General features: G+C 61.2%; 20 protein-coding genes and 1 pseudogene. 6 read left to right on the forward strand and 15 right to left on the reverse strand.

Annotated features, from left to right (window positions below):
* Positions 1–997, forward strand: a 997-nt coding sequence (locus AX729_RS27390) for an aminotransferase-like domain-containing protein (RefSeq protein ID WP_061027333.1), incomplete at its 5' end; no start/stop codon positions are given.
* A 120-nt stretch (positions 998–1117) separates the two neighbouring features.
* On the opposite strand, the gene AX729_RS27395 is transcribed toward AX729_RS27390, so the two are convergent.
* The 5 genes from AX729_RS27395 to AX729_RS27415 all read right to left on the reverse strand — a co-directional run bounded on the left by AX729_RS27395 (position 1118) and on the right by AX729_RS27415 (position 6988).
* Complete coding sequence (locus AX729_RS27395) at positions 1118–1732, reverse strand: GDYXXLXY domain-containing protein (protein ID WP_061027334.1); 615 nt, start codon at positions 1730–1732, stop codon at positions 1118–1120.
* Positions 1729–3000: a DUF2157 domain-containing protein gene (locus tag AX729_RS27400; RefSeq protein ID WP_061027335.1), complete on the reverse strand. Its 1272-nt coding sequence runs from the start codon at positions 2998–3000 to the stop codon at positions 1729–1731. Before AX729_RS27400 ends, AX729_RS27395 begins: the two co-directional genes overlap by 4 nt.
* Before the next feature lie 927 nt (positions 3001–3927).
* Positions 3928–5151: a baeRF10 domain-containing protein gene (locus AX729_RS27405; RefSeq protein ID WP_061027336.1), complete on the reverse strand. Its 1224-nt coding sequence runs from the start codon at positions 5149–5151 to the stop codon at positions 3928–3930.
* Complete coding sequence (locus AX729_RS27410) at positions 5126–5839, reverse strand: RNA polymerase sigma factor (protein WP_197433683.1); 714 nt, start codon at positions 5837–5839, stop codon at positions 5126–5128. Before AX729_RS27410 ends, AX729_RS27405 begins: the two co-directional genes overlap by 26 nt.
* Positions 5840–5863: 24 nt before the next feature.
* Complete coding sequence (locus tag AX729_RS27415; RefSeq protein ID WP_061027338.1) at positions 5864–6988, reverse strand: glycosyltransferase family 4 protein; 1125 nt, start codon at positions 6986–6988, stop codon at positions 5864–5866.
* A gap of 567 nt (positions 6989–7555) precedes the next feature.
* On the opposite strand from AX729_RS27415, the gene AX729_RS27420 reads away from it, so the two are divergent.
* Both AX729_RS27420 and AX729_RS27425 read left to right on the forward strand, forming a co-directional pair.
* Positions 7556–8011: an Hsp20 family protein gene (locus tag AX729_RS27420; protein WP_061027339.1), complete on the forward strand. Its 456-nt coding sequence runs from the start codon at positions 7556–7558 to the stop codon at positions 8009–8011.
* 81 nt (positions 8012–8092) lie between these two features.
* Positions 8093–8590, forward strand: coding sequence for an Hsp20/alpha crystallin family protein (locus AX729_RS27425; protein WP_061027340.1), 498 nt, complete (start codon positions 8093–8095; stop codon positions 8588–8590).
* Positions 8591–8903: 313 nt separating this feature from the next.
* On the opposite strand, the gene AX729_RS27435 is transcribed toward AX729_RS27425, so the two are convergent.
* Both AX729_RS27435 and AX729_RS27440 read right to left on the reverse strand, forming a co-directional pair.
* Positions 8904–10592, reverse strand: a complete 1689-nt coding sequence (locus AX729_RS27435; RefSeq protein WP_082770550.1) for an ATP-binding protein — start codon at positions 10590–10592, stop codon at positions 8904–8906.
* Entirely contained in the window at positions 10582–12093 is a 1512-nt protein-coding gene (locus AX729_RS27440; RefSeq protein ID WP_061027343.1) for an ATPase domain-containing protein, read from the reverse strand. The genes AX729_RS27435 and AX729_RS27440 overlap by 11 nt, the downstream gene beginning before the upstream one ends.
* 292 nt (positions 12094–12385) lie before the next feature.
* On the opposite strand from AX729_RS27440, the gene AX729_RS27450 reads away from it, so the two are divergent.
* Positions 12386–13030: a MarC family protein gene (locus tag AX729_RS27450; RefSeq protein WP_245325420.1), complete on the forward strand. Its 645-nt coding sequence runs from the start codon at positions 12386–12388 to the stop codon at positions 13028–13030.
* A 263-nt stretch (positions 13031–13293) separates the two neighbouring features.
* Here AX729_RS27450 and AX729_RS27460 read toward each other — a convergent pair whose 3' ends face one another.
* Entirely contained in the window at positions 13294–13476 is a 183-nt protein-coding gene (locus tag AX729_RS27460) for a hypothetical protein (RefSeq protein ID WP_061027346.1), read from the reverse strand.
* A gap of 295 nt (positions 13477–13771) precedes the next feature.
* Here AX729_RS27460 and greA point away from each other — a divergent pair, with 295 nt between their 5' ends.
* A complete protein-coding gene (gene greA / locus AX729_RS27465; protein WP_061027347.1) occupies positions 13772–14251 on the forward strand; it encodes a transcription elongation factor GreA in 480 nt (159 codons plus the stop codon).
* Between the two features lie 142 nt (positions 14252–14393).
* On the opposite strand, the gene AX729_RS27470 is transcribed toward greA, so the two are convergent.
* From AX729_RS27470 to AX729_RS27500, 6 genes and pseudogenes are all read right to left on the reverse strand, one after another.
* Complete coding sequence (locus tag AX729_RS27470; RefSeq protein ID WP_061027353.1) at positions 14394–15488, reverse strand: trypsin-like peptidase domain-containing protein; 1095 nt, start codon at positions 15486–15488, stop codon at positions 14394–14396.
* 133 nt (positions 15489–15621) lie between these two features.
* Positions 15622–15957 (reverse strand): hypothetical protein, encoded by a 336-nt coding sequence (locus AX729_RS27475; protein ID WP_061027348.1) that lies wholly within the window; start codon positions 15955–15957, stop codon positions 15622–15624.
* 173 nt (positions 15958–16130) lie between these two features.
* The gene (locus AX729_RS27480) at positions 16131–16589 is read right to left on the reverse strand and encodes an Hsp20 family protein (protein WP_061027349.1); all 459 of its coding nucleotides are present in this window, start codon (positions 16587–16589) and stop codon (positions 16131–16133) included.
* A gap of 205 nt (positions 16590–16794) precedes the next feature.
* Positions 16795–17220: a hypothetical protein gene (locus AX729_RS41305; RefSeq protein WP_245325421.1), complete on the reverse strand. Its 426-nt coding sequence runs from the start codon at positions 17218–17220 to the stop codon at positions 16795–16797.
* Positions 17221–17624: 404 nt separating this feature from the next.
* The gene (gene groL, locus AX729_RS27495) at positions 17625–19247 is read right to left on the reverse strand and encodes a chaperonin GroEL (protein WP_061027351.1); all 1623 of its coding nucleotides are present in this window, start codon (positions 19245–19247) and stop codon (positions 17625–17627) included.
* Between the two features lie 35 nt (positions 19248–19282).
* A pseudogene (locus tag AX729_RS27500) lies at positions 19283–19531 on the reverse strand (co-chaperone GroES); the annotation flags it as partial.
* Positions 19532–19771: 240 nt separating this feature from the next.
* On the opposite strand from AX729_RS27500, the gene AX729_RS40010 reads away from it, so the two are divergent.
* Positions 19772–19993: a hypothetical protein gene (locus tag AX729_RS40010; protein ID WP_156457238.1), complete on the forward strand. Its 222-nt coding sequence runs from the start codon at positions 19772–19774 to the stop codon at positions 19991–19993.
* A 43-nt stretch (positions 19994–20036) separates the two neighbouring features.
* On the opposite strand, the gene rpoH is transcribed toward AX729_RS40010, so the two are convergent.
* Positions 20037–20930: an RNA polymerase sigma factor RpoH gene (rpoH, locus tag AX729_RS27505; protein ID WP_061027352.1), complete on the reverse strand. Its 894-nt coding sequence runs from the start codon at positions 20928–20930 to the stop codon at positions 20037–20039.
* Positions 20931–21394 lie beyond the last annotated feature (464 nt).

The following is a 21394-nucleotide window of genomic DNA, read 5'->3' on the forward strand; positions in this document are numbered from 1 at the left end:
CGCCGACGAAAGCCTGCTGACCGACTATGGCAGCACGCGCGGCGCATTGGCGCTGCGCCGGCTGCTGATCACGCGGCTGGCTGAAGATGCGGTTGAGGCGTCAGTTGATCAGCTCATGCTAACGGGCTCGGGCACGCAGGCGACCGACCTCGTCTGCCGCTTCCTGCTCCGTCCCGGCGACACCGTGCTGGTCGACGATCCCTGCTACTTCAATTTCCGTGCGCTGCTGCGGGCACATCAGGCCAGGATCATCGGCGTGCCCTATACGCCGTCGGGCCCGGACGTCGCGCGCTTCGAGCAGATCCTCGGCAGCGAACGGCCGCGGCTCTACATCACCAATTCGGCACTGCATAATCCGACCGGCGCGACGCTGTCTCTTGCGACCGCGCACCGGCTCCTGACCGCGGCCGCGGCGCACGACCTTACCATCATCGAGGACGACATCTTTGGCGACTTCGAGCCGGAGCGTTCGCCGCGCCTGGCCGCGCTCGACGGCCTCACCCGCGTGATCCGCATCGGCAGCTTCTCCAAGACGCTGTCGGCATCGGTGCGCTGCGGCTACATCGCGGCCCGCGCCGACTGGATCGAGCATCTCGTCGATCTCCAGGTCGCGACCAGCTTCGGCGGGCCGAGCCCGGTCGCGACCGAGATCATCGCAAAGGTCCTGGCGGGCGGCAGCTATCGCAAGCACATGGACGAGCTCAGGCAGAAGCTCACGCGCTCGCGTCGCGACGTCGCGCGCAAGCTTCAGGCGCTCGGCATCGAGCCTTGGCTGATGCCGCGCGGCGGCTTCTTCCTGTGGTGCCGACTCATGGGCGGACAGGACGCCACGGCCGTCGCGCGCGCCGCGCTGGACGAGGATATCGTGCTGGCGCCGGGCAACGTGTTCAGCGTGTCGCAGACCGCACAGAACTTCCTGCGGTTCAACGTGGCCCATATGGGCGATGCGCAGGTCTGGGACGTGCTGCGACGGGCGTTGAAGGCGGGCGAACGATAGAGCCCTAAAGCCGAATGGCCTCAGCTCGAATCGATAGCCGCGGGTCGTTCACCTTCTCCCGCTTGCAAGCGGGAGAAGGAGTGCACCTCCGTTGCTGCAGCGATCAAGCTTCGTCATGCCTTAGTACAACGGCTCCTCATACACCGGCTCGCCGTCGAGCAGCAGGCGCTTGATGGCGGCGCGGCCTGACGGCAGCACGGCGGCGACGATGCGCAGCTTCTGCTGGTTGCGCGCGTCTTCGAGCTTCCTGCCTTCGCCTTCGGGCACGAAATAGCTTTCTAGGCCATATTTGATCGGCAGCTTGTCGCAGAAGCGGCGCCGGTCTGCGCCGCAGGACCCGCCGTAATTTCCGACGCGGCCGCGGATCAGCACCTCGGGCGCCGTGACCGTGACGGGCTCCGCATGCACCGAGACCGCTTGGTAAAGACCGTCGGCATTGGGCGCGAGCTTGACGAACACATCGGGATGGCGCGCGTCGGCAACCTTGCCGGCGAGCGCCCCCGCCGGCACTTGCGAGATGTCGTAGCGGAGCACGACATAATCTCCGCGCAGGAGATCGCGGGGATCGACCGGCTGCGTCTGCAACGTCACCTCGGTGCCTTCGCGCAGGATCTGCATGCGATCGGCGACCATCAGGACCAGCAGCGCGCATTGCAGCAGGACGGCGACGCCGAACAGCACGGCTTTCGGAATGCGTTGCCAGAGTTTTGCGACGGATGTGGCCAGCTCGATCATCGCGCGGCCCTCGGCATCAGGCGGTTGAGCGCGGTCGCGAATGCGATCGCGATGATCCCGGCCGCCGCAAGGAAGACCGAGCGGCGCAGCAGCGAGCCCTTCACGGCCCAGGTGATGCCGGCGATGACGCCCGCGATGCCGAGCCAGCCGGCAATGATGCGCGGACGCACCTCGTCGAGCATGCCGGAGACGACGAGGCACAGCATGGCACAGAGCAGCGCGGCATAGGAGAACCATGGCTCGCCGGCCGCAGATGCCGGCCAGAGCGGCGCGGCGATCAGCACGAGGGCGATCGCGCACCCCGCCAGGACTTCACCGATGCGCCTGGTGATCCCGGCTGACACGAGGGCAAGGATCACACCGGCAGCGCCGCACAGCATCGCCCACAGCGGCTGGGCCGGCACCGTGGCGGTCCGGAGGCGGATGATGTCGTCGACGGTCGTCACTTCCAGGACGGCGGCGCCGGCCAGCGACAACGCTCCGTAGATCGACAGGACCGTTCCGAGGCCAAGCGCCCGCGGCGAGGGTGCTGCGGCGAGCGCGAGCCCGGCGCCGAACAGCAGGGCCGCACCGTTCGCCAGCACGAATGACGGCTGGGCTCCAGCGAAATCGAAGCGAAGCGACGTCGCGATCCACCACGGCAACACTGCGAGCGCGACGAGATGGGCGGCGACGCGCGAATTCCAGGCGAAGGCGAGGCTTGCTGCGACCAGCCAGACCGCCACGAACGGAAGATGCAGGACGTCGGGCGCATCGTAGGTCCGCATGCAGGTCCAGATGCTGGCGGCGACGAGACTGACCGCGAGCGCACCGCGCGAGCCGGTCAGCAGCGCCGCGGCGAACGCGCCGATCGACCACAACAACATGCCGCCGGCAAAGTCCTCGCCGAGATGATACATCTGGCCGACCAGCGCGATGCCCGCACCGAAGATGATCGCACCGATGCTGGCGCAGAGATCGGCGAGAACGTTGCGGCCGGTCGTAGCGAACCATGCACCGAGCGCGCCGGTGACGACCATGCCGGCGAGCAGGATCGCGAACCGCAACAGCCGCGCGATCTCCATCCAGTGCGCCGCAACGAAAGCGAGGAACGCAGCCGCGATCAGCAGCCCACCGACGATGCCGACGACCACGGCGATGTTGATGCCGGCGGGAAGTGGCGGCAGCACGTTGCGGATAGAAGCCGCGGCTGCCGGCGCGATCACGCCGTCGGCCTCCCATCGCGCAAGATCGGCTTCGAGGCGTTGCCGGTAGGATTTGTCGAACATGGCTGGGGATCACTCGGGTCCCGCCGGATGGCGGGGCATTGCTGGGTCGGATCGTGCGAGGAGTGGGTTCAAGCTGGCGGCGGGCAGAGGGTGTTTCGGGCAGCAGCAACAAAAAGCACGAAAACAACCCCATGCACAGTAGATGGCAGCTGCAAGATCAATGACTTACGCGGGGAGCGTTCGACGCGTCGGGCAGAATTCCAAGAGCGATCCGCGAGCTTGTAATAAGTCCGAATCCGCACTGCGCGCGCGTCGCAGAAAGGCAGAGCTCCAGAACAATCCAATGCAAGGCTGAGTTTGGAGCTCTAGATCATCGGCAGGTTATGGCGGAGAGGGAGGGATTCTCTGCCAGAGCCCAAGAGGGCTCGAAAACCGCAGTGAAATCAGCGTTTCCAGACAACCTCGGTGGGTTGTGTGTACCGCGAGCATGTACCGGATCAGATGGCCCAGCTCAAGCGGATTCGCGCGAATGGTAAACGGTTTCCCACCGCCTTGTCGCTCTCATAGCGGTCCTGGGCGGCATCAGGAGGTTTGGCCCGTGTCCATCCATGCGCGGGGTCATGGCGGCGATCATGCCACACGCAAATACGTCGCGGAGAGGCTCGCCCGAGCTGCTGGCCATGGAATGACTCACCTCGGAGAGCTAACTAGATGCAAGAGGAGGAGGATTTTCGGCCCGATCGCAGGCAGCCGGGGACGGCACGGCCTTTTCCGCCTTGGCGCCTTCGTGGCGGCCCGGGGCAGCCTGCGATTGGGTCGAGCGCGCACCAAATATCTGGTTGTCCCGTCTTTCGGACGCAAGTGGTCGAAACTGATGCGGGCCGGGACATTCCTATCTGCAGCACTTATGCATGCCAATGCGGGCGACGGGTCGCAGTTCGGCTTGCAATCCGATGTCACGGTGGAGGCGGCCAGAAGGCCGCCTTTTCAGTATCGCAGCAAGGCTTGTAACGGCGCCTTTTCAGAAAGGGCTGAACGGCACGTCGGATCGCGGACGAAGGCGATCTGTGCCCTGCGCTCAAGCGCCTGCTGGAGCGCCGCCTCGACGAGGTCATCGACCACCTCGAGATCGGCCTCGCCGCAAACCGGACACTTGGACAGCTGTGCGTCTTCGAACAAGCTCCCGCAGTGCCGGCATTGCGTGCCAGCAGCAGCGTAGCTGTCGTCAACGACCAAGGTGAGCACTCGTCCCTCGCTCAGGCAGTCTAAGGTCTCCTGCGTTCCCGTTGAGACCGCCACTGAATTCGCCTCGCGCAACCGATCGATCAGCTCATGCTCCTCGCAGACTTTGAGCTGATCTTGTATCGCGGCGGCCGCAGCACCGATTTCGGCGGGTGACGCGTGTACGCTGGTCTCGAACGCCGCATGGCGGGAGAGAGAGTCCTTGGACAGATGATCGCGGAAGGCCGCGCTCATGTCTGGAGGCGCGCAGAGCAGGATGTGGGACGTTTCGAACTCTCGGCCGATAATTTCGGCCATCGAAGCTAAGGCCTTTGCCTCGTCCTTCATCAGTTGCGTCGCCAGCGCATCGCGGCGGTCGCGCGGAACACGATCCGTCAGCATGCCCCGAATGCGCCGCCCCTTGACGCGGTAGATTTCTTCGATGTTGCCGAGATGGCTGACGAAAAAGCGGCTCTGCTCCCGCGACAGGAGCGCAAGTAGCGCTCGGTCGCTGCGGCCCCAGGTGCGCAATAGAGGTCGCAGGTGAGGCCGGGGTCCGATCTGGATACTGTCCGGCAGCGGAATCGGCAGGGCGATCTGCCGCCAGATCCCACGTTCGCGGCAAGCGAAGAATGCAGCGCCACGACCAAGTCCGGGCAATTGCTGATCCAGCGCGGCCTGGATATCCTGGATGTCGGCCTTAACGCTGGCTCGAGCGGCCTGATCAGCCGTCTGAGAGATCCGGTGGCTAAGGGCTGACAGGGCCGACTGCCAAGCGCGCCCGACGCGCCGTTCTGGGGTCAGCTGTAGATAGAGGCTGACGATGGGCGGGCCGGCCGTGTCGAGCGCAGCGAGAGCGCGGAAATGCTCGGGGGAGAGCAAGCGATAGGGGTGCTCTTGCATCCGCGTGCGAACGTTCTGGACGATCCGGTCCCGCAACTCGGGAGTGAGTGCATGATGCGCGTCAATGGTGAGGCTTAGAGCCTTCATTTCCGGTCCTCCTCATCAATTCAGCCAAGCGGGCTTGCCCCTCTCGCCAGAACTGCGACAGACTTTCCCGCGAAATTCGCAAGCCGACGGCGATCTCAGTAAAGCTGAGACGATGGACATGCCGCATGACCAGTACCTGGCGGGCGACCGGCGAAAGGCCGGGAACGTTCTCCTCGAATACCTCGTCAGCAGGCTGCAAATGGGCCTCCGCGGCCAATACATCCTCCCAGCGCACCACCTCGTCCGGTTGGAACCACTCATAGAAGCCCTCGTCATCATCGTAGATGGGAGGCTCGGGCGCACGCGCCTCCAACGACACGGAAATGAGGCGCCGCAGCAATTGCTCCTGCCGCACGATGCGCATCAGCACGCGAAACTGCAGTCCCAATAGCCACGCGCGAAGGCTGAGGAGCTGCGGCCGGGTTCGGCGATCGCGCCAGGCTCGCAGCAGGGTCTCGCCAACGAGTTCCTCCCCGGAGAGATCGCCCTCTCGAAGGTCACCGACAGCGACGTGGTATCTGATGTCTCGCTGACCGGCCGCAAACAGCTCGTCCAGGTGCGGGGTAACCAAGTCGTGGAAGGCCTCCCGATCGCCATCAAGGCAGCGCGCCCAGGCTGGGCTGCTCTCGGAACCATGTGTCGACGGCGCTCCCGGTGCATCGGCGTTCGAGACATCACTGGGTGTCATGGTGACCTCCCGGATCAGGCCCCATCAATTGGGTTCAGTTTGAATTGCAGTATCCGGTCGAGGATGCGCGCTGGCGATCGCATACTCCGCCAAGCTCGCGAGGTGACGCTCGGATGCGGCGCGCTTTCGCAGCATCTTCTGATAAAGCCTCAAGTAATCGCCGGCCATGCGCCTTGCGGAGAAGCGCTCCTCGAAACGCGCGCGAATGGCCCTTCGGTCCAGCGCAAGCAAATTGGGGACAGCCTGTACGGCCTCCTCCACGCTTTCGACGATACGTCCGGTGATGCCGACCTCAATGATCTCGGCGACCGATCCTCCGCGGAACGCCAAGACCGGCGTGCCGCATGCCATGGCCTCGATCATGACGAGGCCAAATGGCTCCGGCCAATCGATTGGAAACAGCAGTGCCGCAGCGTTCCCAAGAAATGCCGTCTTTTCGCTCTCATTGATTTCGCCGATGAACTCTACCCCCGGGCCGTCGAGCAGCGGCGCAATGGTATCGCGGAAGTAGGCCTCATCGGCATTGTCGACCTTCGCGGCAATCTTCAACGGCAGTCCTGCTGCTCGCGCAATTTCGATCGCGCGGTCAGGCCGCTTCTCCGGTGAAATTCGTCCGAGGAAGGCGAGATAGCCGCCGGCCGGTTGGAAAGTCGGCTTATGCAGATCGAGCGGTAGCCCGTGGTAGACGGTTGCCACGAAATTGGCCCGCGGCAGCGGCGCGCGTTGGGCATTGGAGATCGAGACCAAGGGCATCTCGGGGAAATGGGCATAGAACGGCATGTGGTCGGACAAATCCTGCCGCCCATGGAGGGTCGTTACCGTCCTTCCCGCCTGCGTCCGAAACAGTGGAAAGTGCAAATAGTCGACATGGAAGTGGAGGACGTCGAACTCCCCAGCGCGCTCCCGTACTTTGTCCAGCAGCAGCATCTGGTGCGGAATCGAATCTCTGACATCCGGATCGAGCCGGAGGGCCTGGGTCGCGCAGGGGACGAGTTCGGCGGATGTGATGGAGTCCCCGCTCGCAAACAGAGTGACCTTGTGCCCTTGCCTGACCAGTTCCTCCGTCAGGTAGTGCACCACCCGCTCGGTTCCGCCATAAAGCCGGGGCGGCACGCTTTCGAATAGCGGGGCAATTTGCGCGATCTTCATTTTGTCCTCCGTGCCTCCAGCCGGGTGTATTTTTCAAGCCTGAGATCCGGCCGGCTTTGCCACATGGCCACGCCGGTGCGCGGCAGCGCTATGAACCTGAGAAGCAGCCACTCGTTCCGATGACACTGGGCCACCGCGGCGGCCTGATCGCGCGCGCCCGACGCCAGACCTGCCTGGAGAGCCGATGCTGACGCCGAGGGCGGCAAAGCACGGCGGATCGCTCGCTGGAAAGGATCCGAGAAGCGCCGTTTCGATGACATCGTCGAGGACTGCTGCCATGGTCACTCTCCCTGGGTAGGTGCGTTTGGAGGGACCGGCCGAGGCGCAGCAGGATGATAGGAGAAAATCCTTCGTCTCAGCCACTCCTGCTAAAAACATGGGTGCGGCATCGCAGTTTTCGCAAGATGCCGACAGGACTTGAAATGACTCGGTCCCCTTCTAAGTTGATGAGCGAAAGCGCGAGCCATCGCGCGGCATCGCCGGGCGCCTGAGAGAGGGCCCGGTTGGCGGGCGCCCGGCAGGTGTCCGAAGCGCCCAGAACCATGTTGCTCAATGGAGGATATGGCTATGACCACGCTTGATCTTGCTCCCCTGTGGCGATCGACCGTTGGTTTCGATCGTCTGTTCGACCTTCTCGAGAACTCCGGCCAATGGACCGGCGGGGACAACTATCCCCCCTACGACATCGAACGCGTCGGCGAGGACCATTATCAAATCTCGCTGGCTCTTGCGGGCTTCACGCCCGACGAGGTCTCGATCACGGCTGAGCAGAACACGCTGACCGTTGAGGGTCGCAAGGCCGAGAAGGGCGGCCGCCAGTATCTCTATCACGGCATCTCTTCACGCCCGTTCCGGCGAATCTTCAGTCTGGCCGAGTACGTGCAGGTGAAGGGCGCCTCATTCGAGAACGGTATGCTCAAGATCGATCTGGTGCGGGAGATCCCGGACGCGATGAAACCGCGCCAGATTGCGATCACCACAGGTGGCGACCACCAACCAGTTGAGAACAAGCAAGCGGCCTAACGCACCGCCTGCTCGCAGTTGGAGCTCGCGGCGTGGCCCCGCCGCGTCGCGGACGTTTGCAGAAACGAAAGGAGAAACTCTATGGCTATCACTGATCTGATCCCCTGGGGCCGTGGTCGTGATCTGACCACCCGTCGCTCCGAAAACTACAATCCGGTTCTCACTCTGCATCGAGAGATGAACCGGCTGTTCGATGATGTCTTCCGTGGCTTCGATGTCGCGCCATTTGGCGGCAGCTTTTTCGAGCAGTCGATGAATTGGCCGAGCATCGAGGTCAATGAGAGCGACAAGGACGTCAAGGTCACGGCAGAGTTGCCGGGCCTCGAGGAGAAGGACGTCCAGGTCGAACTCGCCAACGGCGTTCTCTTGATCAAGGGAGAGAAGAAGACCGAGACGGAAGACAAGGATCGCAAGTTCAGCGAGCGCTACTATGGCCGGTTTGAACGGCGCATCCCGGTCGAGGACGTGGATCAGGACAAGATATCTGCCGCGTTCAAGAACGGGGTGTTAACAGTCACCATGCCGAAGCTGCCGCAAGCTGAATCGAAGGTGAAGCGGATTGCGATCAATTCCAAATGAGTGCAGATCGACGGGAGCGGGCCCCGCTCCCGTCTTGCTTCGAAACAGCAAACAGGCTCGAGGGTTTGTACGCCCGCCATGGACACAAAGCGGAAAGGCAGTTTTGCAGGCGCTGCGGATGTGGTCGCACACGCGGAGACCGCAGTCCAGCACATTAAGGACCTGAAAACCGCTTGCGCGAACGGCGACAAGAGCGCGGCCCGCAGGTCATTGCGGCAAGCGATCAGCGAACTGGAGCTGGCACGCGCAATGGTGCGGACCGGTATCGACTGAACATCGAACGTAGCCGGGCTTTTTGATCGCTGCGCCCGCCTTAAGCGGAGTGTTGGCTGCTCTTTGCGCCAAGCACCGTTTCTAGTTTCGCTGAGAGCTCTCTTGATGAGAACGGCTTGCTTAGCAACATACTGCAGTTGATGCGCTTGCCGGTCTCTTCTATGAGATCTGCATAGCCGCTGCAGTACACCACAGGAAGCCCGGGCTGCTTTCGCTGAAGTTCGAGTCCTACGTCGATCCCCGAGGCGCCTGGCATCGCGAGATCGATGATCGCCAAATCGATAGTTTGATCGGAAAGGGTTGCCAGCGCAGCATCCAAACTGTCGGCCGCGATAGCTTGGTATCCAAGATCGTCCAGCATGCTCCGCGTCGTTTCGAGCACGCCGGCATCATCGTCCACAACGAGGATGTGCTCCCTTGCTCCGGCGCCTGGAGTGTCCGGTTGGCGCTCGTCGCTTCCGACCACAATGTCGGTCGATCGTGGCAAGAGGATTCGCACCACCGTTCCCCGACCAACTTCGCTTTCGATTTTGGCTGTCCCGCCGGACTGGCGGGCAAACCCGTAGACCTGCGATAATCCAAGCCCCGTTCCCTTGCCGGGCTCTTTGGTGGTGAAGAATGGATCGAAAGCCCGCGCCAGAACATCCGGAGTCATTCCGGTGCCAGTGTCTTTCACTGCAATTGAGACATACTCACCTGGCCTGAGGTCGGTCCGCAGATCTTCCGGGACACCGTGGAGAACGCTTGTTTCGATCGTAAGGAGACCACCCTCCGGCATTGCGTCTCGCGCATTGATCGCAAGATTGAGCAACATTAGCTCAAGTTGGGTCGAATCGACCAGTGCAGGCCAAAGATCTTTTTGCGTGACAACGTCAACCCGTATGGAGACGCCAAGGGTTCTGGACAGCATCTCTGCGACCGTATCCACGAGCTGGTTGACGTCGACGGGCTCCGGCGCGAGACGCTGCTTGCGGGAGAATGAAAGCAACTGTCCTACGAGCTTGGCTCCGCGCTGCGCGCCGTGCATGGCGTTGCGGACATATCGCTGAGTGCGCTCGTCCTCGACTCGCCGAGCAATCAGCTCGAGATTGCCGATGATAGCCATCAGAAGATTGTTGAAATCGTGAGCGATGCCACCGGTGAGTTGCCCCACAGCCTCCATTTTCTGGGCCTGACGCAACGCCACTTCGGTACGCTCTCGTTCCACCATCTCCTCTCTCAGGCGCTTGTTCGCTTCGGAGAGCTGCGCGGTCCGCTCTTCCACGCGCCGCTCCAGCGTGTCAGCCATCCGCTTCAACTCCACTAGGTACTTTTCGGCCTGTCGCTGGCGCCTGCGGCCTCGCACGGCCGCCAATACCGCGCTCCTGAGAGAGGTCGCAGCCAATGGACGCTCAAGGACCGTCACATGACCAAGCAGTTCAATCTGCTCCGTAAGAGCCGCGCTATTTTGGCCAGTCCTCAGTGTCAGCAACACGAAAGGAAAATCCGACCAAGGTGGCTGATTGGCGATCCAATGGGCCAATGCGCCACGATACTCGTGGACCAGCGCTTCCTCAGCAATGACCGCCGCGGCGGCATCATTCAGGTTGGCCACCAACTCTGAAAGGCTCGATTGCTGCAACGCATGGATGCCAACGTCACGCAGCGCCGAGCAGACGACGCGGGCATCACGACCGAACGGCGCCAACACCAGCACCGGCCCATCCGGGCCTGCATCATTATTGTCCATTGCTCCTCGTCGCAAGGAGCGCGCCGTGCTGGCCTGTATAGACGGGAGAACCGGATAAGACGCCTTGGAACTCCGCCAAAGGAGGACCGACACGGATTCCGCGGCTATCGAGCCGGTACTCTCGGATTTCGTCCTCGTGGCGCCCGGTGCGCTTCTTTAGCACCGAGATCGCCCGCCGGATTCTTCCGGCGGCCTCGAAGAAGCGCAACAGCAGGACCGTATCGCTCAGGTAGGTGAGATCGACGCTTGACTGCATCGAACCGACGAGTCCGTGCTGCGCAAGAGTCAAGATCGTCACGACTCCGCGGTGATTGAGATAGGTCAGCATTTCGTGCATCAGCAGCAGCATGAACTGCTCGGCGGGCATCGCGTTCTGATAGCCGCTCAAGCTGTCCAGGACGACAACTCGTACATTGTCGGTCTCGACGTGCCGGCGCACCATTCCGGTTAGCTCCCCGGGAGAAAGCTCTGCGGGGTCGACCTGCTCTAGCAGGAGCTGTCCTGATGCGATCGCCCGATCCAAATGCCAGCCCATTCCGGCCGAGCGCTTCATCAGGATCGCCTTGGTCTCGTCAAAGGTCACGAAGAGAGCGCGTTCTCCCTGGCCAAGCGCCGCGATGACGAATTGCATGGCAATGGACGATTTGCCTGAACCGGACGGGCCGATCAGCAGAGTACTGGTGCCGCGGTCGAGCCCGCTTCCCAGCAGCTGATCGAGCTCGCCGATGCCACTCAGGAGCGGCTCCGCCGCCGGCGCGCCATCCACGTGCTCGGACGCAATCAGGCGTGGAAACAGGACCAGTCCGCCCTTGCGAATGACGAAATCATGGAAGCCGCCCCGGAAGCTGCGCCCACGCATCTTGAAAATGCGGAGCCTGCGGCGCTCAGCACCATATTGCAGCGCGTTATGTTCGAGCCGGACCACGCCGTGAGCGAGGCTGTGCAGATTGAGATCATCGGCGTCGTCAGTCAGATCGTCCAGAAGAAGCGCGGTGCATCCCTCCTGGGCAAAGAAATGCTTCAAGGCAATGACCTGCCTGCGATACCGCAGCGGATTTTGCGCCAGAAGCCGGATTTCGGAGAGACTGTCAAAAACCACGCGGGAAGGAGCCACCCGCTTAACCTCATCGAAGGTCATCTTCGTGGTTTCCCCGAGCTCAAGGTCGGACGCGTAAACCACTGTCTGCTGCTGCTTGGGGTCGAGGCTGAGCTCTGCGGGGATGAGCTCAAAGATCTCGATGCCCTCCAGATTCCAGCCGTGGGTTTCAGCCACTTGCCGTAGTTCGTCCTTGCTCTCGGAGAGCGTGATGTAGAGACAGCGCTCCCCCCTCGAGGCTCCCTCTAGAAGGAATTGGAGGGCCAGCGTGGTCTTACCGGTTCCCGGCTGGCCTTCGATCAGATGCACGCGATGCGAAGCGTATCCACCATCCAGGATGCCGTCAAAGCCGGCAATTCCCGTCGAGATCGCATGCGTCTTGGCGCTGTTTTCAGGGATGTTCATTTGTCTTCCGATCGTCCCGAGCGCGCGCGCCGACGAGCAGGCTTCGTTCGCCCGGCCGGCATGGCTGGATGTGATTGTCGTGATTTTCGCGAAGACAAAGGCCCAGGCCCTTGAGCAGGCACCTTGGCGCGGACATCTCCCGGCGTCTATTTCGTACGAATTTCTGCTGCCGAGTCAAGCTGCTGCACCGGCACGGGCCGAAACCGCGATCTCGTATCGGAGTTAGCCAATGCCTGCCTCAAGATCTCGGAAAAGGACAGGCGCTTGGCTGACAGAGAGGAAGTAAACGACCGTGGCGTGGAACCAGTTTGTCGGCACTACTATCCTCCTCTACGCCCTGACGAACCCGGTCGGAGCCATCCCCGTGTTCCTGGCCATGACCGGGCGTGCTGGCGCAGTAAAGACCCACCGGATTATCATTTTGGCCTGCGGCGCAGTCGCCGTTTTCTTCGTTGGATCTGCGATGTTCGGCAAGGAGATTCTGGCTTTCTTCAATGTGGTGCTCAATGATTTCCGGATCGCAGGCGGGCTGCTCGTGCTCGTGATCGCGTTCGAGATGTTCCAGGCGCAACATGGAAAGTTCATTCCTCGCGCCGATGAAGCGAGTTACAGCGAGGTCGACGTACATGGACTCGCCATCACGCCGTTTGCATTCCCCTTGCTCGTGGGACCGGCCGAGTTGAGCATCATGGTCACTCTTTCGAATGACAATCCGGGATGGCTTGGCAAGGCATTCTTGGCGTCGGCGGCTGTCCTCGCGACCGCGCTGATCGGCCTGACGTTGTGGATGGCTGCTGCGATTGAGCGGTTCCTGGGACGAACCGGCATCAACGTCATGACGCGCGTGATGGCGTTGATCATTGCGGCGATCACAGTAAATTTTATCATGACCGGGATCAAGAGCGAGCTACCAGGCCTGGTAAACCGAGCCGCTTAAAGGAGTAAGCTAGGCCGTCGAGTTGGACTGAGTCCGCCTGGACCGCTCCTCCGCGGCCCGCCGTGCCGCGACCGCCATCCAGTCGCGCAGCAATCCTCTGTCCTCTCTTGAAAAGGCTGCCCGGCGTTTGAGATCGTCAAGAGTCTCTCCGGGATGGCATCGCTCAAAATCCTGGCGGATCAGCGATTCAAGGTATGCCGCGTCCTCTTGATCGGCACCGCCCAGGTCGGAATAGGAACGCGTCGACATAGATGCCGCAATGCTCAGAGCCGATCCGGGCTATCAACTGCGTCCAGCTCGGCATCCACCCTTTCGAGAAGACGGTCGATCTCCTCGCGTTCCCTTGGCCCGGGATTCTCTTCCAGGCGGCTGATCAGGTGCTGCTTGCGCGTGAGGAGCATTGCTATGCTCGTCATCGCAGGCGCGAGTTCGGCATGCTGGTACATTGGTCTGAACCCCGATGTTGCTCTATCGCGGCAACAAGCAACGCGATCGTCGGACGCTCGGTCTGCGTCCGCGCCGAAGTGGGCTCTTGATACGCACTAAACTCTCGACCACAACGGCAGTTCCTCGGGCTACAGCTGCACGTGGACAAGACGTCCGGTGCGGCCTCGTAGACTGGCGCCCCAAGAGCGTCGCTCTGGAACAACGATGGTTCAGGGCAGTTTTCAGCCCGACGCGAGTTCGGCTGATAAGGCAGCCCGGCCGGCCTCGGCTCAGTGCCAAACGTCAGCTATTGCGATGCCAACCCTTCCTATGACTGCGGCCGGCCACGCCGCTCTTCAGGCCGAACTAAACGACCGCGTCAGGATCAAGCGGCCGCAGCTTGCCGAGCGCATTCAGCAAGCGATCGCCGACGATCCCAATCTCGTTGAGAACTCGGAATACCAGGCGGCGCTGACCGAGCAAGGCCATAACGAGGCCCGGATAGCCGACTTGGAAGCGAAACTCGCGCGTGCAGAAGTCATCGATGTATCCAGGCTGTCTGGCCAAACCATCAAGGTTGGCGCGACGGTCACGCTGAGCGATCAGGATACGGGCGTGAAGCGAACTTGCCAGATTGTTGGCGAACCGGAAGCCGACCCTGCTAGAGGCAAGATTTCGGTGAACTCACCGATCGCCCGAGCCTTGATTGGCAAGTCGAAGGGTGCGCTCGTGACTGTAGAGGCGCCAGGAGGAGATAAGAGCTACAGAATTGAGGACGTCAGGTGGTTGCCATAGAAGGCCATAGGACCTTCTCTTTTAGCCAATTGTCGCCGGTTGGGGAGATAGTGCTCTTGGGAATGAATGTGCTGCTCCGCCTGAGCGCATCTCGCTCAGCCGCTTTGTACTACCGTTGGGTACGAACCTCGCGGTCCTCCACCTAGCGCAAGCCAGTGGATGCACTACTCGCCTCCGCTGGCGGGGCGACTCTGACGACCACTGAGCTGGCGGCTTCGCCGCGCACGAGCGTAAGTTTGACGTCTTGGCCGACACGCGCGAGACCGATCTTGTTACGAAGTTGGGAGGCCGTGCGGATCGGACGGTCATCCGCCTTGATAACGATATCACCCTTGCGCAAACCCGCCTTCTCAGCGGGCGAATCCGGCGAGACCTCTGCGATGACCGCACCTTCGTTACGACCTTGATTGGTCGATGGCTGGACGTCGCGCAGTGAGACTCCGATGCGGCCGCGCTCGACGCGACCCTTGTCTACAATCTGGTCCATGACCAGCCGCGCCATGTTTGCAGGAATTGCAAAGCCGATCCCCACATTACCTCCACCCGGCGAAATGATAGCCGAGTTGATCCCGACCAACTCACCGTGAAGGTTGACCAATGCGCCGCCGGAATTTCCCGGATTGATCGCAGCATCGGTCTGGATGAAGTCCTCATAACCTTCTTTGCTCAATCCTGTGCGACCCAGCGCACTCACGAGGCCAGACGTGACGGTTTGGCCAAGACCAAAGGGATTGCCTATCGCAAGTACGAAGTCTCCCACTTCAAGCGCATCACTGTCGCCGAAGCGAAGCCCCTGAAGCCCGACAGGGTTCTGGATCTGCAGTACAGCAACGTCGGTAGGGGGATCGCGTCCGATTACTTTTGCAGAAAGCTGGCGACCGTCCTTGGTCGTAATCTGGACCACAGAGGCACCCTCGACAACATGGTTGTTGGTCAGAACGTACCCGCGAGTGGCATCGACGATGACTCCCGAACCCGTGGAATTGACCTCTTTCTCGACCTGCTTGGGAATGTCGAAGAATTCGCGGAAGAAGGGATCACGATAAAGCGGATTGTCTTCGCGCACACGACCATGCACGGAAATGTTGACTACGGCGGGCGTCACTTGTCGAACCAGCGGCGCCAATGTTGGCACAGTACCGCCTGTCTTCAGGTCCGGCACTTGAGCTGAGGCTGGTGGAGACGCGAAGAACGCGGCAACTAAAACCCATGCCAATATTGTTCGCTGACCAAGCATCTCGATCACTCCTGCATGCGCGTGGAGTCATCAAGCAGAGGCAGAAGCTCTCGTTGCCATGCCACGATCGGAACTGCCCATGCCGCTGCGGCGTGGCCAAGCAGAACGATGCCCAGAACGGCTTCTGTAACCATCACAGGCTCCTCTGCTGTGCGGCGGCCGCCCAAGGCCGCCGCAACCGCATGGGGACGCCGCCGCCACGGGGCGGATCGTCATCGTCGCCGCCATCGAGCTGACGCAACGCTCCAAGTATGTCGCTCAACCGTACCGAATGGCCGATGCCAGGGATCTCCCGCAAATCGGGACGGGATTCCACGGCGTACATGTCGGACGCCCATGAAGACAGGATGATTCGCTTCTCGGGGGTCGAGAGCTCCTTGTCATTCAGGACTTCCGCCGGCGAACTGTAGTGAGCGGCGGGATGGAAGAATGGATGCATGCCACCGCCATCAATGTTAACGTTGGTCATGGGTGCCTCCCTATAAGTCCACTAAAGGGATGGTGCTTACGTCATGAGCGGCGGCGCGATGTGCGTCGCCACCCGGGGTTCCGTATTAGTGAGCAATGATGCTCGCCGCGAGATCGCTCCGAGGGAGCGCGACCTAGCTCGAGGTCACAACTCAGCATCCATGTCGAGCCAGTCTATGCTGCCTTCTTCTGCTCAATTTGAGACGAAGAGGCCTCTCCACTTCCGATCTGGATCTTCCGCGGTTTCATCGCTTCCGGAATTTCTCGAACGAGATCCACGATCAAAAGACCATCCTGGAAGGATGCCTGCTTCACCTGAACATAATCGGCGAGGCTGAAGACTCTCCGGAACGGTCGCGCCGGGATACCGTGGTACAGATACTCGCGCGCGGCACCATCAGACTTCTTGCCCTCGATCGTGAGAGCATTCTGCTCGGCCGTCACTGAGATATCGTTGGCGCCGAAGCCGGCCACGGCCAGCGTGATTCGATAATGATCCTCACCGGACCGCTCGATGTTGTACGGAGGATAGTTGTCCTCTGTCGGCTGGCGCGACATGCCCTCGACAAGGTCAGCCAGATGATCGAAGCCGACGGTGGTGCGCCAGAGTGGCGTAAAATCAAGTGTCCTCATAGCCAAGTCCTCCTAAGAGCAATATGGATACGAAGCTAGGCAGGACGGGAGTTTCGGTTGGGTCGAATACCTCCGGTCCAGCGTCTTGTGCCGAGCCCGGCCTGGCGCTCGACACACCGCAGTCGCGGTCGAGAAACGAACTAGAACTGACATGCGCGAGTTCAAGAGGCCATGCGCACTTTTTCCGCGGAAGCTCGCTCAGTGACTACGCGGCGAAGCGTTCCGGGAGAGCACCCTTTCGCAGATCATCTATCACGCGCTGCTCTCGCTCAATTCGGGATTGATAGAGCTGGCGTTCTTCCTCACTCTTGGCGGTCGAAAGGAGGCGCTCGTAGTGAACGATCACCTTCTGACTGCCCCGGATGAGAAAGTCGCGAACGTCAGGCCGGAATGTTGCGCGGAAGGCCAGGTCGGAACTTCCGCGTACGGAATGCCTTGCCGAATTCGGTCCGGACATGATCGCCGCTCGCGCTTCGCACTGAAATGGGAGCGGCCTGGCGGACCGCTCCCTGAGGTTCAGCTTGTTGCAGCCGGTCCGATAGGGCGGGGCGTCGGCTGCGGAAAGATGCTGGTCGGCGCAGAGGTCGGCGGCAGCAAGATGTCGATCTTCATCTTTGCTGGCTCCGGCCATTTCATCCAGGGCATCGTATCGAGATATGGGATTGGCGGCAGTTGCAGGCCCGTGAAAGCACTCTGCGTCGTCTCGGCTCCGCGCGGGCTCTCCATACCGTAGACGCCGAAGGCGGTCATGGAAATTGCGCCGCCCATTAGCAGAGCGAGCAGCCGTTGCCGCAGATTTCGGTTAGTCTCCGTCCGGGCGGAGAACGTATGGTGATGGCTCAACATCTATACTCCTCCAATCGTTCGAAAACAGATCCAGGCGATGGTGAGAAAGCTCAGGGAGAACATGAACCAATGCATCGCGTCCTGTTTCATCCTGAGCCGACGACGGTCAGACCTGTTCATGCGAGACTCCGTCTTTGATTCTCTCCTCTCATCGGCAGAGCCCGGCCGTCCTCGGCCGGGCTCTATCGTTCAGAAGTCCATGGCGGGAGCTGCCGGAGCAGGTTCAGCCTTCTTCGGCTTCTGGGCCACGAGCGCCTCGGTGGTGATCAGCAGCGAAGCCACCGACGCGGCGTCCTGCAAAGCGGTGCGGACGACCTTGGCGGGATCGATCACACCGACTTTCACCAAATCCTCGTACTCGCCAGTCGCCGCGTTGAAGCCCCAGTTGTAGCTCTGGTGCTCCAGAAGCTTGCCGACAATCAGCGACCCATCCTCGCCGGCGTTCTCCACGATCTGGCGAGCCGGCATCTGAATGGCTCGCCGGACGATGTCGATGCCGGCCTTTTGGTCCGGGTTCGCTGTCTTGATGCCCTGAAGCGCTTTGAGGGAGCGCAGAAGAGCGACCCCGCCTCCGGGGAGAATGCCCTCTTCGACCGCTGCGCGCGTTGCGTGCACCGCATCATCGACGCGATCCTTGCGTTCCTTGACTTCGACCTCCGTCGCGCCGCCCACCCGGATCACCGCAACGCCTCCGGCAAGCTTCGCCAGCCGCTCCTGCAGTTTTTCGCGATCATAGTCGGAGGTGGTTTCCTCGATCTGCAGTCTGATTTGCTGGGCGCGAGCCTCGATATCCTTCTTGGCGCCCGCGCCACCGACAATGGTGGTGTTGTCCTTGTCGATGACCACCTTCTTGGCGCGGCCAAGCATCTTCACCGTGACCTTTTCCAGCTTGATGCCGAGGTCTTCGCTGATGACATTGCCGCCGGTCAGGATCGCGATATCCTCCAGCATTGCCTTGCGGCGGTCGCCAAAACCGGGCGCCTTCACCGCCGCGACCTTCAGTCCGCCGCGCAGTCTGTTGACGACCAATGTCGCAAGCGCTTCGCCTTCGATGTCTTCCGCGATGATCAGGAGCGGCTTACCGGACTGAACCACCTGCTCCAACAGCGGCAGCATGGTCTGCAAGCCCGACAGCTTCTTCTCGTGAATCAGAACGTAGGGTTCCTCGAGCTCGACGCGCATCTTCTCGGGGTTCGTGACGAAATATGGCGAGATGTAGCCGCGATCGAACTGCATACCCTCAACCACTTCGAGTTCGGTGTGCAGGCTCTTGGCCTCCTCGACCGTAATCACGCCCTCATTGCCGACCTTGTTCATGGCGTCGGCCAGGAAGCGACCGATCTCGGTGTCGCCATTGGCCGAGATTGTACCCACCTGCGCGATTTCGTCATTCGAGGTGATTTTCTTGGCGTGTGACTTCAGGTCGGACACGATGGCGTCGACGGCCAAGTCGATGCCGCGCTTCAGGTCCATCGGGTTCATGCCGGCGGCGACGGACTTGCTGCCTTCCTTGAAGATGGCCTGCGCGAGGACGGTGGCCGTTGTGGTGCCGTCACCGGCGGCATCGCTCGTCTTTGAGGCGACCTCGCGCACCATGTGCGCGCCCATGTTCTCGAACTTGTCCTCCAGTTCGATTTCCTTGGCGACGGTCACGCCATCCTTGGTGATGCGCGGCGCACCGAACGATTTCTCGATCACGACGTTGCGCCCCTTGGGACCGAGCGTGACCTTTACGGCATTCGCCAACGTGTCGACGCCCCGCAGCATGCGCTCTCGGGCCTCCGTCGCAAATTTGACGTCCTTAGCAGCCATTTTGAACCCTCCTTCCCTCTATGACTGTCAGCGCGCTACGCTGCCTTCTTGGCGGTGTCTGCTTTGTCGATGACACCCAGAAGGTCGCTTTCCTTCATGATCAGGAATTCCTCGCCGGCGAGCTTGACCTCGGTGCCAGACCACTTTCCGAACAGGACAAGGTCGCCTGGCTTGACGTCGAGTTGAACGAGTTGGCCCCTTTCGTTGCGTGCGCCGGGCCCGGTGGCGACAACCTCGCCCTGCTGCGGCTTCTCCTTCGCGGTGTCCGGAATGATGATGCCGCCGGTAGGGCCCCCGGGCGAAAATCCACCTAGGAGCCAAGGCTCTACTTTCAAGAGGAAGTGACCAAATTTTCTGCCCCAACTCTGCTCACCGATAGCGCCCGCGGCGCGAAGCCTCATCAGCGTCGGAATAGCTCGCTGCACAGTTGAAAAGTTAGATCATCAAACCGAGATGTTGCTCGGCCGCGGAGCAACGCAGCACATTGGAGCATCGTTGAAGGAGGGTGATCAGGGATGCGGACCTTGATGGTATTCGCTGCTTTACTCGGCATGATGGCTTCTCTGCACGCGAAAGAAGCGGATTTGTCGCGAGCTGTGCAAAGCACTGAAGCCGCCGGAAAGCAGTTTGTCGGCAACCAAGGCTCACAGCCGCGGGCTAAGCCTGCAAGAACAAGATCAGATGGCCGGAAGGAGCGCGAGTTTTCGGCTGAAGTAATCGTACCTGATATCTGCACCGGCTGCTGATCCATGCGATCAGCAGCCGGTGCAGCCCTTTTCGCGGTCCGCTTTATTGTGCGTTCGCTGAAGCCGCCCGAAGATCGGGCAGGCGTGCGCACATCATCGTCTTTATGCGCTTCAAGGCACGCTGCTCGATCTGGCGAACTCGCTCACGAGAGATCCCAAACGTTATAGCAAGATCGTCCAGTGTTCTTTGTTCCTCTGCCATATAGCGAGCTTCGACGATGGTGCGTTCTCGCGCTGAAAGCGCGCTCAAGGCTTCGGACAGTGCGGCCTTCCGCCGTTCACGCTCTCCGGTCTCCACCAGCAGGGTTTCAGGATCAGGAGAGGAGTCGGCGAGTCTGTCCTGCCATTGTTCACCTTCTTCGTCGCTAAGCTGAACGTTCAGCGTCATGTCGCCGCGGATCCGCCCGTTCATCTCGACGACATCGGCTTCCTTGACCTGAAGTTGCTCAGAGATCTGTTTGACCTGTTCAGCCGAAAGCTCCCCTTCGTCCGGCGCACCCAGGCGCGCCTTCAACTTTCGAAGATTGAAGAACAGCTTTTTTTGTGCGGCCGTCGTGCCGAGCTTCACAAGTGACCAGGACCGCAGGACGAATTCCTGTACGGACGCTTTGATCCACCACGTGGCGTAAGTGGCGAGGCGGAATCCCTTTTCAGGATCAAACCGCTTGACGGCCAGCATCAATCCGACATTGGCTTCCGAGATCAGGTCGGCAATCGGCAAACCGTAGCGCCGATATTTCAGCGCGATCTTGGCGGCGAGCCGTAGATGGCTCGTTACCAAGCGGTAGGCAGCTTCGCGATCGCCACAATGTCGAAGACGTCTCGCGTACATTGCTTCTTCGGACGCCTCGAGCATCGGGAAGCTACGGATCTGTTGCAGATACCGGGATAACCCGGCTTCCGAATGGATGGCCGGGAGGGCTGAGGCAATTGACATGACTTGCCCTCCTTCAAACGCCAGAGCCGTTCTGAAGTTGGAACGGGCTGCCCGAGAGACGATGCGACCGCGCGAGCCCACCAAGGTGAGTCAGACTGGTGGACGGCAAAGTGAAGAGACGGGTGGCTTTCATATCCAAATCCTCCATAGAGCAAAATGGTACGAACCGCCGCGTTGCTTGGCTTAGCTGGGCCCAGAAGGCGCCCAGCGACACTCAGGCCGGCGGCGCCGAAAGAACCGCGAAACCAAGGGGTTGTTCCTCCCTTTCGCGCCTATTAGTCGAAAAAACCGCTTTCACTCGGAAGGCGGTACTGCCCCGCTGGCACGACGCGCGCCCGACGTGCGAGGCCGCCAGGTATGACCTCCTCGATCGAGGTGAAGGGTCAATTCCGCTTGCCCCCCGGTCCCTTGCGGATTCCGCTCGATGTCGCCCAGCATTCCGAGATGATCTCGCCCACCATTCC

The organism is Bradyrhizobium sp. CCH5-F6, assembly GCF_001556045.1.
Classification (GTDB): domain Bacteria; phylum Pseudomonadota; class Alphaproteobacteria; order Rhizobiales; family Xanthobacteraceae; genus Bradyrhizobium.

Coding starts and splice junctions, on each gene's coding strand:
- AX729_RS27395 (WP_061027334.1), bottom strand. CDS start 1,732: ATGATCGAGCTGGCCACATCCGTCGCAAAACTCTGGCAACGCATTCCG.
- AX729_RS27400 (WP_061027335.1), bottom strand. CDS start 3,000: ATGTTCGACAAATCCTACCGGCAACGCCTCGAAGCCGATCTTGCGCGA.
- AX729_RS27405 (WP_061027336.1), bottom strand. CDS start 5,151: ATGAAGGCTCTAAGCCTCACCATTGACGCGCATCATGCACTCACTCCC.
- AX729_RS27410 (WP_197433683.1), bottom strand. CDS start 5,839: ATGACACCCAGTGATGTCTCGAACGCCGATGCACCGGGAGCGCCGTCG.
- AX729_RS27415 (WP_061027338.1), bottom strand. CDS start 6,988: ATGAAGATCGCGCAAATTGCCCCGCTATTCGAAAGCGTGCCGCCCCGG.
- AX729_RS27420 (WP_061027339.1), top strand. CDS start 7,556: ATGACCACGCTTGATCTTGCTCCCCTGTGGCGATCGACCGTTGGTTTC.
- AX729_RS27425 (WP_061027340.1), top strand. CDS start 8,093: ATGGCTATCACTGATCTGATCCCCTGGGGCCGTGGTCGTGATCTGACC.
- AX729_RS27435 (WP_082770550.1), bottom strand. CDS start 10,592: ATGGACAATAATGATGCAGGCCCGGATGGGCCGGTGCTGGTGTTGGCG.
- AX729_RS27440 (WP_061027343.1), bottom strand. CDS start 12,093: ATGAACATCCCTGAAAACAGCGCCAAGACGCATGCGATCTCGACGGGA.
- AX729_RS27460 (WP_061027346.1), bottom strand. CDS start 13,476: ATGTACCAGCATGCCGAACTCGCGCCTGCGATGACGAGCATAGCAATG.
- greA (WP_061027347.1), top strand. CDS start 13,772: ATGCCAACCCTTCCTATGACTGCGGCCGGCCACGCCGCTCTTCAGGCC.
- AX729_RS27470 (WP_061027353.1), bottom strand. CDS start 15,488: ATGCTTGGTCAGCGAACAATATTGGCATGGGTTTTAGTTGCCGCGTTC.
- AX729_RS27475 (WP_061027348.1), bottom strand. CDS start 15,957: ATGACCAACGTTAACATTGATGGCGGTGGCATGCATCCATTCTTCCAT.
- AX729_RS27480 (WP_061027349.1), bottom strand. CDS start 16,589: ATGAGGACACTTGATTTTACGCCACTCTGGCGCACCACCGTCGGCTTC.
- AX729_RS41305 (WP_245325421.1), bottom strand. CDS start 17,220: ATGGCCGGAGCCAGCAAAGATGAAGATCGACATCTTGCTGCCGCCGAC.
- groL (WP_061027351.1), bottom strand. CDS start 19,247: ATGGCTGCTAAGGACGTCAAATTTGCGACGGAGGCCCGAGAGCGCATG.
- rpoH (WP_061027352.1), bottom strand. CDS start 20,930: ATGTCAATTGCCTCAGCCCTCCCGGCCATCCATTCGGAAGCCGGGTTA.